10 protein-coding genes and 1 pseudogene are annotated in these 13,464 nt (G+C 36.4%); 3 read left to right on the plus strand and 8 right to left on the minus strand.

What is annotated here, in order from left to right; all coding sequences use genetic code 11:
* The first annotated feature begins 121 nt into the window (after positions 1-121).
* The 3 genes from F6K40_RS33445 to F6K40_RS33455 all read left to right on the plus strand — a co-directional run bounded on the left by F6K40_RS33445 (position 122) and on the right by F6K40_RS33455 (position 3,600).
* The gene (locus tag F6K40_RS33445) at positions 122-1,018 is read left to right on the plus strand and encodes a DUF4214 domain-containing protein (protein ID WP_293142443.1); all 897 of its coding nucleotides are present in this window, start codon (positions 122-124) and stop codon (positions 1,016-1,018) included.
* A gap of 40 nt (positions 1,019-1,058) precedes the next feature.
* The gene (locus tag F6K40_RS33450; RefSeq protein WP_293142429.1) at positions 1,059-2,291 is read left to right on the plus strand and encodes a glycosyltransferase family 4 protein; all 1,233 of its coding nucleotides are present in this window, start codon (positions 1,059-1,061) and stop codon (positions 2,289-2,291) included.
* Between the two features lie 67 nt (positions 2,292-2,358).
* Positions 2,359-3,600, plus strand: coding sequence for a glycosyltransferase (locus tag F6K40_RS33455; protein ID WP_293142431.1), 1,242 nt, complete (start codon positions 2,359-2,361; stop codon positions 3,598-3,600).
* A gap of 126 nt (positions 3,601-3,726) precedes the next feature.
* On the opposite strand, the gene F6K40_RS33460 is transcribed toward F6K40_RS33455, so the two are convergent.
* The 8 genes and pseudogenes from F6K40_RS33460 to ltrA all read right to left on the minus strand — a co-directional run bounded on the left by F6K40_RS33460 (position 3,727) and on the right by ltrA (position 13,400).
* A complete protein-coding gene (locus F6K40_RS33460; RefSeq protein WP_293142433.1) occupies positions 3,727-5,235 on the minus strand; it encodes a tetratricopeptide repeat protein in 1,509 nt (502 codons plus the stop codon).
* A 472-nt stretch (positions 5,236-5,707) separates the two neighbouring features.
* Positions 5,708-6,658, minus strand: a complete 951-nt coding sequence (locus F6K40_RS33465; RefSeq protein ID WP_293142435.1) for an Rpn family recombination-promoting nuclease/putative transposase — start codon at positions 6,656-6,658, stop codon at positions 5,708-5,710.
* Positions 6,659-7,068: 410 nt separating this feature from the next.
* The gene (locus tag F6K40_RS33470) at positions 7,069-7,647 is read right to left on the minus strand and encodes a globin family protein (protein WP_293142437.1); all 579 of its coding nucleotides are present in this window, start codon (positions 7,645-7,647) and stop codon (positions 7,069-7,071) included.
* 223 nt (positions 7,648-7,870) lie between these two features.
* Positions 7,871-8,269 carry a type II toxin-antitoxin system VapC family toxin gene (locus F6K40_RS33475; RefSeq protein ID WP_293142439.1) on the minus strand — a complete coding sequence of 133 codons (399 nt, stop codon included), beginning with the start codon at positions 8,267-8,269 and terminating at the stop codon, positions 7,871-7,873.
* On the minus strand, positions 8,269-8,529 hold the full coding sequence (locus F6K40_RS33480; RefSeq protein ID WP_293142441.1) for a hypothetical protein: 261 nt from the start codon (positions 8,527-8,529) through the stop codon (positions 8,269-8,271). The genes F6K40_RS33475 and F6K40_RS33480 overlap by 1 nt, the downstream gene beginning before the upstream one ends.
* A gap of 694 nt (positions 8,530-9,223) precedes the next feature.
* Positions 9,224-10,909 (minus strand): NAD(P)H-quinone oxidoreductase subunit 4, encoded by a 1,686-nt coding sequence (locus tag F6K40_RS33485; RefSeq protein ID WP_293142445.1) that lies wholly within the window; start codon positions 10,907-10,909, stop codon positions 9,224-9,226.
* Between the two features lie 373 nt (positions 10,910-11,282).
* A pseudogene (locus F6K40_RS33490) lies at positions 11,283-11,468 on the minus strand (50S ribosomal protein L27); the annotation flags it as partial.
* A gap of 189 nt (positions 11,469-11,657) precedes the next feature.
* Positions 11,658-13,400 carry a group II intron reverse transcriptase/maturase gene (gene ltrA, locus F6K40_RS33495; RefSeq protein ID WP_293142447.1) on the minus strand — a complete coding sequence of 581 codons (1,743 nt, stop codon included), beginning with the start codon at positions 13,398-13,400 and terminating at the stop codon, positions 11,658-11,660.
* Positions 13,401-13,464 lie beyond the last annotated feature (64 nt).

Consider the following 13,464-nt stretch of genomic DNA (forward strand, 5'->3'; position numbering starts at 1 on the left):
CCAAAAATGCGCCAAAAATGCGCTCTTTCTCCTGGTACATTCTTTTCTCCTGTCTCCTGTCTCCTGTCTCCTGACTCCTCCCTAATTATTTATAACTATTCAACCGGAGATGATATTAGTGATGAATAACATTAATAAAATACCAATTGTAGATGAACTTTTCTTGGAGAAAAATCGTCATTTTACTGATGAATATTTTGTTTTAGAAGTTTTCAAAGTTTATTTGAAAGATACTGAATTAAAAGCAGGTAAGCAAAAATTATATATTCAACAGTTATGTCAAGGTAGCATGACAAGACAAGAATTATTAGAATCCATTCAGGAATTACCAGAATTTAAACAATTATGGCAAATAAAGAATGAAGAAAAAATATTTAAACTAACTGATGTCGCTTTTATTAATAAAACATTTCTCCTCAAACTAGAAGATTTTGTGATCGAAACTTATAGAACTTATTTGAAGCGTGAACCTGATGATGAGGGCAAGAATAAATATATTAAAGAAATACAAAATAATCAGATTAGTCGGGAAGAATTTTTGATGATGCTTAGACAATCAGAAGAGTTTAAATCTATTTGGAAAGTTCCAGAAAAAGCATCTCAAATTGATGAATTTGATAGTCAACAAACTATCGGCGATTTTAGCAAAATGAAAATAGAAGAAAAAAATGGTGAATTCACAGATTTTATTGCCAATAGTGGAATTTTAAATGATTATTTAACTCAAATCGCAGATATTAGCCCTAAAAAAATTCAAGACCAAGAATTTATAGATTTGACTTATAATATAACCGACGATTATTTTTTACAATTAGTATACAAAATTTATCTTCATAGAGATATTGATTCTCTAGGTTTACAAAGCTGGTCAGAATATTTAATGAATGATAAATTTAGACGACCTTTGTTTTTAAAAGAATTACGAATATCGAAAGAATTTAGAGATAAATGGAATTCTCATTCTTGGATAAATAATCTTAAATTTAGTCTAAGGCTACCATTGATCAATTCCAAATAAAATCACTCAAAACTCAAAACTTTACTTTCTATAAATACTTATGTTAAATCGACAAATAATTTATGATTTTGGAATTAATGTTGCAGGTCACATTAACGGTGATTTTGGTTTAGCGGAAGGTGTTAGAAGCACCCTTAAGGCATTGGAAACCACAGATATTCCTGTTGTGATGAACGATCTGCCCATAATTACATCTCCTCGTTCTAATACTACCTACAGAGATTTTTCCATCGATAATCCTTATCCTATTAATCTCGTACATACTAACCCTAATTGGGTTTATCAAGGATATTATGGGCGAGTATTTCCCTATTTTGGTATTGAATATTTTCCTAACAAATATAACATAGGATTTTGGTTCTGGGAATTACCTAAATTTCCTGAAGAATGGGAATTTGCTTTCAATATATTTGATGAAGTATGGGCAGCTAGTAAATATACCGCTGAATCTATTGCTGCTGTATCTCCAGTTCCCGTAATTAAAATTCCTTTAACTGTAGATTTGCCACAACCAAAATTAACTAGAAAAGATTTGAATTGGCCGGAAAATAAGTTTATTTTTCTATTCGTTTTTGACTTTGGTAGTTCTTTTCATCGCAAGAATGCTATGGGTAGTATTAAAGCCTTTCAAAACGCTTTTGAAAAGTCTCAGGAAGATGTATTATTAATTATTAAATTTACTGGTGATGAACATTTTCCTGACCAAAGAAAAGAACTAGATAATTTGTTAGAAGGTTGGTCATCAATTATGATTGTAGACCGACATTTACCTAGAGAAGAAGTTCTAGCTTTTTTAAAGAATTGTGACTGTTATATATCTCTGCATCGAGCAGAAGGTTTTGGTTTAACAATGGCAGAAGCAATGTTTTATGGTAAACCAGTTATTGCTACTGGATATTCATCTAATATGGATTTTATGAATGTAGGTAATAGTTTTTTAGTCAGATATGAACTGGTGACAACTACAGAAGATTATGGGTTTTATCCAAAGGGTAGTGTTTGGGCAGATCCAGATGTAGACCATGCAGCTTATTTTATGAAATATGTATTTGAAAATTATCAAGAAGCGCAAAAAGTCGGAGCGATCGCTGCGGAAGATGTGAGATATTTATTAAGTCCAGAAACCATCGGTAAAAAAATCAAAAGTCGGCTTGAACATCTCAAAAAAATGGGAGTTCAACAAATGAAAAAAGAATGGTTAACTTCTCAAGCTGAAAGTTGGAAATTGGCAACAAAAAAAATTCAATTAGAATTCAAATCAACTAACTTTTAATTGTTCAAATCATTGTCAAAATAGTTAAGTATATTAATAGTAGTTTATTGAGGAAAAAAAATTAATTATGAATAATCAAACCGATCCTTCTCTAGGAGTAAATGTTGTAGGTGCTGTAACTGGCGAATATGGTTTAGGAGAAGCTACTAGAGGCACATTAAGATCCATGGAAGCTGCTGGTGTACCTTTTGCTGTGAGAAAAGTTGAGGTGGGTTGGCATCGCCACATGGATAATACCTATTCTGATTTTATTGTAGATAAATATCCCTATCCTATTAATTTAGTTCACACTAATCCCGATCAAGGACTATATAACACTTTAGGTCCAGAATATTTCGACGGTAGGTATAATATAGGGTATTGGTCTTGGGAACTACCAACTTTACATCCAGCTTGGGAATATGCTTTTGATTATTTTGACGAAATATGGACTCTGAGTAGCTTTACTGCTGAAGCAATTTCTACTATATCTCCCATTCCTGTTGTTAAAGTCATGCCTAGTATTGTCATGCCAAAACCTACAGTAAATCGAGATGATTTAAAGCTACCTAAAGATAAATTTATCTTCCTATTTATGTTTGATTTTCATAGTACAATAGCCAGGAAAAATCCCTACGCTACTATTAAGGCATTCAAACAAGCTTTTGCTAAATCCGATCGAGAAAATGTACTGTTGATAGTCAAGTTTTCTAATGCTCAATATCATTCAGAAGGTAGAGATAAACTCAAAGCAGAAGCAGAAGGTTTGCCGTCAATTCAGTTTATTGATGGGCATATTCTTAAAAAAGAACTTATTGGTTTATTTAACTCTTGTGACTGTTATGTATCCTTACATAGAGCTGAAGGTTTTGGTTTAACTATGGCTGAAACTATGTACTATGGTAAACCAGTAATTTCGACTGGTTATTCATCTAATATTGAATTTATGAATGTTGGTAATAGCTTCCTAGTAAAATATAAATTAGTAACTATTACTGAAAGTGAAGGACCATATTTTCAAGGCAGTATTTGGGCAGAACCAGATGTAGATCATGCAGCTTATTTAATGCGATATGTATTCGATAATTATCAAGAAGCACAGCAAGTAGGAGCAAGAGCAGCAAAAGAGATAAGAACTATATTAAGTCCAGAAACAATAGGTAAAAGAATTAGAAATAGAGTCGAATATATTGCTCAACGAATTGAGGATGGTAAGTACCCAAACAGACTAGCTAAGTTACAAAAACTTGCTCAGGAAACCAATGGCATTAAAAACCAGATTAAAGCTTGGAAAAAAACCGCGATACAAATGCAAAAAGAACTGAATTAATAGACATCTCCAAAAATAAAAAATGAAATAAATTCAAGATATGAAATCAAGAATTTCATTCCCTATTCCCTATTCCCTATTCACTATTCACTATTCCCTGACTTCTGCAATAAGTCTAATAAAAAATTATGCTTCTAATTCTACTGCCCGACGATAATAAATACTAGCTTCGTCAACTTCTCCAATCATAGCCAAAGCATCTCCCAGATTATAGCAAAATAAGGCCACATTATTATCCAAGTCTAGGGCTTTTTTGTAGTAATTAACAGCATCCTTCCACTTTCCTTTTTCCTTGAAGCGATCGCCTAAATTGTGATACAACCAAGGAAAAGAAGGATTCAAAGCAATTCCTTTTTGATAAGCTTCAACAGCTTCTTCAAACTTGTCTGTCAAACCCAAAGCATCCCCTAGAAGATGGTAAAGCCAATAATTGTTAGGATTAATATCTATAGCTTGACGGTAAATAGCTATGGCATCTTCTCTTTTACCTTTCTGGCTTAAAGCTTCACCTAATGATAGAAGCAATTTTTCATCATTAGGCTTAATCTCTTGACATCTCTTAGCGCTATGAACATCAGATGAGTCTAATTCAAGTGCTTTGCGATAAAATTGGTAGGCTTCGTCCAAATTAGCCTCAGTTCCCAATTTACTAAGAACATCTCCTAGTTGGCGATTTACTACTGAAGATTGAGGATATAACTTAACAGCTAAACGATAATTAACAAGAGCCTCTTCCCAACGCTCCAACTGAGTCAAAGCATAACCTAACTTATGATGCAAAGGAGCAGAATTATGATTCAGATTTACTGCTTCTCTTAACTCAACAACCGCCTCCTCCAAACGCCCTAACTGTGTTAAACCCTGACCCAAATTATCTCTCACTTCTGCCACATCAAAACCTAGACTAATCGCCCGCCGATACTCAACAATGGCCTCTTCCCATTTACCCAACTGCCCCAAAGCTTGACCCAAACCAAACAAAACCTCACCAGACTCCCCAGACAAAGCCACGGCCTGACGATACAACTCTACTGCCTCTTCCGACTGTCCCAATTTACCCAAAGCTTTTGCCCAACCCATACAACAGTCAAATCTACCTGCATTTATTTCCCAACTCCGGCGATAAGACTCCACCGCCTCTGACCATTGCTCTTGCCCAGACTTAGCCTCTGCCAAATAAAAATAAGCCTCTGCCCCTAGGGACGTTCCATGGAACGTCCCTACTTTTCCATCCAACATCCCCACAGCCTGATCAATAGACTCCGCCGCCTCCGACCATTGCTCCAACTTTACTAACCCACTTCCCAAAGCAAGATAAAATTCTGGCACATCTTTTTTTAGATCGAGCGCTCGATATAAATAATCTACTCCTTCCTGAAACTCCCCTTGCTGAGTCAACATTACCCCCAACTTGTAGAGAGACCAGGGAGCTTGCGGATTTATGGCCACCACCTGACGAAAAGCATTTATCGCCTCCTCTAACCGCCCCGCCTTTTCTAAAGCCTCCCCTAAATTATGATAGGCATAGGAAAAAGCAGGATTAATAGCGATCGCCTCTCGGTAAGCAACAATAGCGTCCTCCACCTTACCTTCCCGGAACAATTGATTAGCAGTTTTAAAATTAGATTGAACCATAATTCAGTTATCAGTTATCAGTTATCAGTATCTCCAGTCATCGACAGGCCAGAAATTAGGCTTTTTCGATCCACATCTACCATTACACAAGCAAGAGTACCAAAAATCATAGACCTAAAATTGAAAAATAGTTTGAGAGATTTGGAAATAATCTGCTAGAGCTTTTGCCTGCCAGTGATTCAAAGAAAGTTTACCATCCACGAGCTGAGAAACCACCTCATCAATTCAGTTATCAGTTATCAGTTAACAGTTATCAGTATCTCCAGTAATGGGGAGGCCAGAAATTAGCAAAATTTTAGGGTGCGTATTTACAGGCAAAACTCATACTCTGAAAGGGATTAAGCAATCCGTCGCCGGGCACCATTGCATAAGTGTCAGTCTAGTAATGCCTTTTTGACTCAGAATTCTGAAGTTATAATTTCAAGGATTTTCAGTAACATAGTCAAAATTAATAAATTTAGATTATATTTGGCTATTTTAATTGTTGATTAGCTAACCAGTTTTCCAAATCCACTACTGTTGCTAAATCAAAAATTTCATCACCTAAAATATCTAATTTTTCCAAAGATAACTGCTCTACCTGAGTCTGAACTTCAGGAGCTATTTCTCCAAACTGGCGACGAATTTGACGTAATACTTGTTTCACTACGCCAATTCTAATTCCTTCTTCCCGTCCAATTTCTCTGCCTTCTTCCCGTCCAATTTCTCTTCCTTCCTTTTTGGCTAGACTCATTTGTCCTTTCTTATCTCTAATCAACTGTTCCTGTTTCTCTAATGCCTCTAATTCTTCATTCTTTAAGTTCGCCTTATTCGCTATATTTAATGCTGCTTCTATTTCTGGCACTTCTCCTAATGAAGAGGGTATTACTTCTAAACTAGGTGCTGATTTAATAAAATATGTCCATTTATCACTCAGGGTTTCTAATCCTGATAATTCTTTAGTGAATTTAGGTAACTCTAGAAACATTAAAGTGAATTCATCTTGATAATTAAAATTTTCTGCTTCTTCTTTTAATCTAAATTTAGTAATAATTTTATCCGTGTTTTCAAATAAAACAAAATCGGTAATTGTTAAAGCTATAAAAGGTTTTAACATCATATAACCTTGACCGACATCTAATTGATTTCCGTAAGCTTTAGCTAAGTTATAAATTACTCGTTTTTCAAAATCTTCTACGTTCAATATTTGCATTTCAATGATGACGGTAGAACCATTATATAAAACAGCTTTAACATCTAAATAAGTTTCCTTAAGAGTGTTAGTAACTCCAGGATTATAAGGATTAATTATTTTTAGGGATTGAATAATATTTTGATTGTTATAAACTATAGCATTGAGAAAACTAATCAGGATGTTTTGACTGTGAATAGAACCAAATATTTTTTTAAACGCAAAGTCGGTTTTCGGGCTGATAAATTTCATAGTTATAATAATTTACAACAAGAATGTTACGAATAATAAGGATAATTAAAATACTTGATCAGGACTTACTCAAAATATAAATAATACACCATTTGTAGGAGTCCCCTACTTTATATAGAATCCGGGTAATTAGTTATCGTATCCCTGAGTCGTAGGGGCGATTTCCTACGGAATGCTCCTAATTACGCGAATCGCCCCTACAAGAGTTAGGATCAAGAAAGGAGAGGAAGTAATTTTGCGATTACTGTATAACCGGATTTTATATTAGTAGGGCGCCTAGACTAAAATTATCGGTAAAATCTCCCCCCTATCCTTGCAGGAGATGGGTTGGGGGAGAGGTCTTCATTAACTCAAATTTACCGAAATTTTCAAGCTAGACACGCTAGTAGTCTAAGCGAATGAAAATCGTTCTAAGAAAATTCTTTTAACCTCGCCACCAAATGGTCAAAATAAGGAGCTAATTCTGCTTGTTTTTCAGATGAAAATCTTTTTAAGCTAGCCGTTTTAATAGCTTCTAAACCACACACCATTGCTGATAGTGGTACAAGCAATTCTTGGTAAAGTAAATTCATATAATACAGCCCTTCTTTACTGGTAAATTCTGTATTATTACCAGCAATGCCATAACTAATACAACGTAAAAAATGCCAAAAATCTCGCCAACAAGCTTCAGCTCGTGCTGCGGGATATAAATCTCCTCCTTCTGCCGTAATATTAGGATATTTTGCTAATACTTCTTCCCTCGCTTCATCAACAATTTCTGTTGCACAATCTCTAAGCAAACTAGCAGCTTCAATATAAAAAATTGGTACTGCTGAACTACTTTTTAGGAGGTTGAAATCGCTATCTGTGAGATAACGACCTTCATCATCAGCCATTTGAAATAGCTGAATTATTTCCGTTGGGAAAACTTCCTCCCAACCTTTAAAGCTAACTATTCTCGCTTTAGGAATTAATTGTTTAGCTCTTTCACTCAATTCAATAGTCATTTCAGTTATTAATTATTAGGTAAACATTCAGTTGTCAGCTATCAGCTATCAGCAGTTATTCTTAGTCATCTAAAGATGACTTCTGCTATGAGCCAATAAATTTATTTTTTGGCGGATAAAAAAACTACAAAACTTCAGATAAATATGAAGCACCAAGGATTGAAATTTTTCGATCTCTAAAACCAGGAGCAATTTCATTATAAATCAACAGGAATAATCAAGTCTATTGCTTCATTTCGATTTTTTCGATAAATCCGAAAAAATCGCTATCCAATGTTAAAACTACACTCCCTGGAATTAACTCACTCATTCTCACCAAACAGGCATCTGCCAACGACATAGGGACGTTTTCATATCGTTTCATTAGCGCTTCAACTTCTACCATTTCATCTGTTAATAAAAAAGGAATTACTATCTGCTTTTTCCTTAATAATGAAAAAATTAGATCCACAACTCCATAAGTGCTTTTGAGCAAAAAGTAAGACTCAACAATTACAGCTTCACAAGTTAATAAAGGAGGCTTAGTTTTGTTTAACTCAACTTCAGCCCATTCGTGAAATTGCTCGCGTTTGTTCAAGTAAGCTACTAAAACACCTGTATCTAGAATGACTTTTTGACTCATTATTTACCAATATTTTCCAAATATTTCTTATTAGTTGATAAGTCACCAGGGCCGAAATCAAGAGCACCAGATAATTCTTTAGTTGCTTCATAGAAAGAAATTTGTTTTTCTTCTTCCTTGCCCAATAAACTTTCCGAATTACTCCAGGGATTTTGACTTAGCAAAAAATCTAGAAAGTCCCGGATACTTTGGCGTTGTTTTGATGAAAGTTGGTGAAATTTCTCTAGCAGAATTTGATCATCATCGCTGAGTTGATTCATAGTAATAATCTCCTTGTGAGTTATTAGTTATCAGTTTTTAGTTTTTAGTTAAACAAATCTAGCAATCTCTCTAAATATCTAACTATAGCACTACAAAAAAAGTGTTATACCAATTTCATAAACTTATAGTCAACTACTTATGTTATACTGAGCGCATCAAAGTTTTGAGCTTATAATATCTTACTTTTATAGCACTACGCATTAAGGTTAGGACATTTCTAAATCCTGTTTGCGGAGCATTCCGTAGGAAAAGCCTTTGACAGTTCACTATTCCCTATTCCCTATTCCCTATTCACGCTTCGCGTAGCGCTATAACTTTTATACTGGCAAATGGCCATTTGCCCCTAATTCCCCTCCTGCTCGCCTTGGAGGAGGGGTTGGGGGTGGGTTGGGTTAGGGGTGGGTTTATAGCAGTCGAATATTGGGCGCGGACATTTATAAATCCTGAAACCCTTTAAGAGTCTCCTGTTCCCTGTTCCCTATTCCCTTTAGTAGCTCTATAATATCTCCTGTTCCCTGTTCCGTAGAGCGTAGCGCTATACTTTTGACTTCCGTGAAATTGAAATCCTTGTCACAATCAAAAAATTGTAGGGACGTTCCATGGAACGTCCCTACAGTGGTATATATTTTTAAACTAATCTAAAAGGCAGTTGTTAAAAAAAGTGGTGTTGATTATTAAAAGTCGATCGCTATATTACTCAAAAACTCCAGAAATAGATAATACTTCAGATTCAGGAATTCTGGGGAATAAAAATCCTTTAGCAAATAGTTGAGGATTAGACTTAGCAAAAGTGTATGATTGACGTACTTGAGTATTTACTGCCACTGTCTTTACATCATACATTCCAGTTGCAATCTTAGGATATAAACCAATTCCGATAATCAAAGCTAAGAAACAAGCAGCGATCGCCACTTCTCTTGGTCTAGCATCAGTATAAACAGCTTTTGCAGGTAAGACACAGCTAGTACCAAAGCAAACCGCTTCATCTAAAATCTCATTTTCATAAGGAGTATCCTTCAGCAAACAAGCTGGTGCTTGGCCAGTGCTGTAGAACATTTGACGCAACATGGAAAGTAGATAAATAGGAGTCAATATCAAACCTACTGCTGCTAAGAAAACTGTCACAGTACGGAAAGCAGAGCTGTAAACATCGCTGCTAGTTAATCCCACAAATACCATCAGTTCGCTAGCAAAACCGCTCATTCCTGGAAGAGCTAAAGATGCCATTGCACTAATTGTGAATAGAGCAAATACCTTTGGCATTACTTGCCCAATACCACCCATTTCGTCTAATGCCAGAGTGTGGAGGCGATCGTAAGTTACACCTGCGAGGAAGAATAATACTGCAGCAATTAAACCGTGAGAAATCATCTGTAGTAGAGCGCCACTTACTCCCAAGTCAGTAAAGGAAGCAATACCTAACAACACAAAACCCATGTGAGCAACAGAAGAGTAGGCCAAACGGCGCTTCATGTTAGATTGACCAAAAGAATTTAAGCCACCATAAACAATATTAACTACACCCAAAATTGCCAGAACAGGAGCAAAGTAAACATGGGCATCAGAAAGCATTTCTAAGTTGAGGCGAATCAATCCATATCCACCCATCTTCAACAATACACCAGCAAGAACCATAGAGACAGGTGCAGAAGCTTCGCCGTGAGCATCAGGTAGCCATGTATGTAGAGGGAAAACCGCTAACTTAACACCAAAAGTGATAAGTAATCCTGCATATAGTAGAAGTTCAACACCTAGTGGATAATCTTTCAGACCTAGTTCCACCATGTCAAAGGTAATATTGCCGCCACCGTAGAAGGCCATTCCCAAAGCTGCCACTAGAATAAATATAGAAGCTGCTGCTGTGTAGAGCAAGAATTTTGTTGCAGCGTAGCGACGCTTTTTACCACCCCAGATTGATATGAGTAGGTACACGGGAACTAATTCTAGTTCCCACATAATGAAAAGTAACATTATGTCTTGAGCAACAAATACCCCTATCTGGGCAGAGTATAGAACCAGCATCAAGAAATAAAAAAGACGCGGTTTGTAGTCTACTTGCCACGCCGCGAACATTGAAAGTGTTGTTACTAGGCCAGCTAAGAGTACCAGTGGCATAGATAAACCGTCTACTGATAGTGCCCAACTTAAACCTATTTGAGGGACCCAAACATATTTTTCTACCAGTTGAAAACCAGAGTCGCTGGCATTGTAGTGGTTCCAGAAAGCGTAACACATTAAGGCAAAGTCTGTAATACCTACGCCAAGGGCATACCATCTCATAGTTTTTCCGTCTTTATCGGGTATGAATGGGATGAGTAGAGCTGCCAGAAGGGGCAATAGGACTATAGTGGTTAGCCAGGGGAATTGAGTTGCCATAATAACAGTGAGAATAAATACTTACCTGTGTTTTTTTAATATTATTTTATATTTATACTAAATTCTGTAAATCTTTGTAAAGAGATATGTACATAAATATATATTTATATATTTATTATAAAAGATAATCTTAACTTATGAATATGAATAGTTATTACAGCGCTTTTCAGATTTATGAACCACACCGACACAACCAAAACCTTGTAGGGACGTTCCATGGAACGTCCCTACTGTGGTCTACCGAAATGAAAACTGCTGTAAATATGAAATAGCAATAGATCTGAAAAAAAAATGTAGGGATGTTCTATAGAACATCCCTACAAAAGTTTCAATTGCAATAGTGAGCGCCAGAGGTATTGATAACTGATAACTGAAATTAAGCTTCAGCTACAGCAACATTAGCTTCTTGAGCTACAGGATAAACGCTAACTTTTTTCCGACTTTTACCTTTTCTTTCAAATGTAACTACACCTTCAACTAAAGCAAATAAAGTATAGTCACTACCGACACCAACATTATTACCTGCATGGAACTTGCTACCACGTTGTCTTACAAGAATATTGTTAAACTAAGCCAGTTTGTTACCAAACCGACTCGTCTTCAGAACCGGACGTGAGACTTTCACCTCATCACGGCTCCTCTCTTAAACGCCCTTTGTCATAGGTACATCCTTGCCTTAATTAATAATTAATAATTAATAATTAATAATTAAAAACAAATTAATTGTTCATTATTAATTGTTCATTATTCATTATTGAAAGGCAGTTTTACTGTCGTGGCAATGTCGGTGCAACAATTGTTTATTTCTATAAGTGTTGTCACCACCTTTAGACCTTGGTTTTATATGGTCAACTTCCATAAGGTCAGACGGACTAAAGGTTAGTCCACAAAATGCGCATTTATTCTTTTGACGCTTTAACAGCGTTGTGACTTCTTTCCTTACGCCCGGATATTTGCCAATTCTATTACTCCAATAAGTCCAATCACCGTCATAAGGGGATTTAATACCTTTCACCTTGACGTGCCTTAAGATAGGGACATCTGCGTGTAGGTTTAGTATATATTCGCCGTCGTTAAGTACCCAGTTACGGGTTCCTTTGCAGCGAGGGAAATACTTATCTTTAATCCATTTAACTGACTTGTTTGGATGCCTTCTACTTGTCCATCTCCATAACCTTTTCCATAAAAGCATATCCATTTTTCTGAATACTTCTTTACTGACTACGGTGGAAAAGTAGTTAGCCCATCCTCTTATTACGGGGTTTATTTTAGCTATAAGAGCTTCTGTAGAGGCGGTTTTATATTTGTCAAATATATCCGCCAGTTTCCGATAATGAGTTTTAATACTCTTGGAAGATGGTTGAATCAGCGTTTTAAATCCTTGTTCGGTTGACTTAACTTTCCATTGCCTGATTGTGAATCCTAGGAAGTCAAATCCGGGTTTATTACCTTCATATTCTTCCAGGGTGTGGGCAATTTTAGTTTTTTCTGGTTTTAGTTCTAATCCTACCTGGTTTAACCATTCCTGTATTACGGTTTTGGCTTGTAACACTACTTTGATATCTTCGTGTAGGATAACGAAGTCATCAGCATAGCGTATCAGAGAAAGACTTCGTATCTTGTCCCGCTCACATATTTGGTGACCACTGGGTCTCTTCATGTCTAGGGTTTTGGCAAATTCCATAAGCCTTTCTTCCATACCGTGCAGGGCGATGTTTACTAGTAGGGGACTGATTACCCCTCCCTGTGGTGTACCTTCCACACTGTTTGAGAATTGTTTATTGTCAAACACCCCAGACTTTAACCATTGTTTGATTAACCGTCTGTAAGGTGATTGGCCGACTTTTCCCAATAGTGCATCATGGTTAATTCGATCAAAACATTTTGATATATCAGCATCTAACACATACTTTGGCTTTTGTTTGATGCTAAGATAGATGGCTTCGATGGCATCGTATGTTGACCGTCCTGGTCTAAAACCATAGCTATTAGGTTCAAAACGCGCTTCCCATTCTGGTTCCATACCCAACTTAACCAAGGCTTGTAACGCTCTATCATACATAGTGGGGATGCCTAACGGACGTTTTTCATCCCTCCCTGGTTTTGGTATCCAGACTCTACGGGTCATACTTGCTTTGAGGTATCGCGTGTTTAATATATCAACCAAGTTGAGTCGCTGCATAGAAGGTAGATTTTTTATTCTATCTACACCCGCAGTTTTCTTACCTTGGTTATCCTGACTCACGCGCCTAACAGCTAGCAACCTTGCGTAATAACTTTTGCTCAGAAGTCGTTGGTATTTACGCATCTTGCGGATTTCGCCACGGCTGGATGCTTTGTAAATTAACTTTTGCAACTTAAATACATTCTTCTCAACCCGTCTCCAGTTGATATCTTTCCATTTAAGGTTTGGATTGATACTAGCTTGATTCGGTATATCGTCTGTATCCCATGCCACGCTTAAAAAGCGAGTGTGTAATTCTGAGGTCTCCATTTCCTGCGGAAAGGCTTCGCCAACAGAATGTAAGACACACTCAAGAAATGGTTTAGGGTTTCCT

It is taken from the genome of Okeania sp. SIO3I5, from assembly GCF_010672085.1.
GTDB lineage: Bacteria > Cyanobacteriota > Cyanobacteriia > Cyanobacteriales > Microcoleaceae > Trichodesmium.

Excerpts from the sequence above, each read along its gene's own strand:
- F6K40_RS33460 (WP_293142433.1), bottom strand. The coding sequence starts at position 5,235 with ATGGTTCAATCTAATTTTAAAACTGCTAATCAATTGTTCCGGGAAGGT.
- F6K40_RS33450 (WP_293142429.1), top strand. The coding sequence starts at position 1,059 with ATGTTAAATCGACAAATAATTTATGATTTTGGAATTAATGTTGCAGGT.
- F6K40_RS33480 (WP_293142441.1), bottom strand. The coding sequence starts at position 8,529 with ATGAATCAACTCAGCGATGATGATCAAATTCTGCTAGAGAAATTTCAC.
- ltrA (WP_293142447.1), bottom strand. The coding sequence starts at position 13,400 with ATGGAGACCTCAGAATTACACACTCGCTTTTTAAGCGTGGCATGGGAT.
- F6K40_RS33470 (WP_293142437.1), bottom strand. The coding sequence starts at position 7,647 with ATGACTATTGAATTGAGTGAAAGAGCTAAACAATTAATTCCTAAAGCG.
- F6K40_RS33445 (WP_293142443.1), top strand. The coding sequence starts at position 122 with ATGAATAACATTAATAAAATACCAATTGTAGATGAACTTTTCTTGGAG.
- F6K40_RS33475 (WP_293142439.1), bottom strand. The coding sequence starts at position 8,269 with ATGAGTCAAAAAGTCATTCTAGATACAGGTGTTTTAGTAGCTTACTTG.
- F6K40_RS33455 (WP_293142431.1), top strand. The coding sequence starts at position 2,359 with ATGAATAATCAAACCGATCCTTCTCTAGGAGTAAATGTTGTAGGTGCT.
- F6K40_RS33465 (WP_293142435.1), bottom strand. The coding sequence starts at position 6,658 with ATGAAATTTATCAGCCCGAAAACCGACTTTGCGTTTAAAAAAATATTT.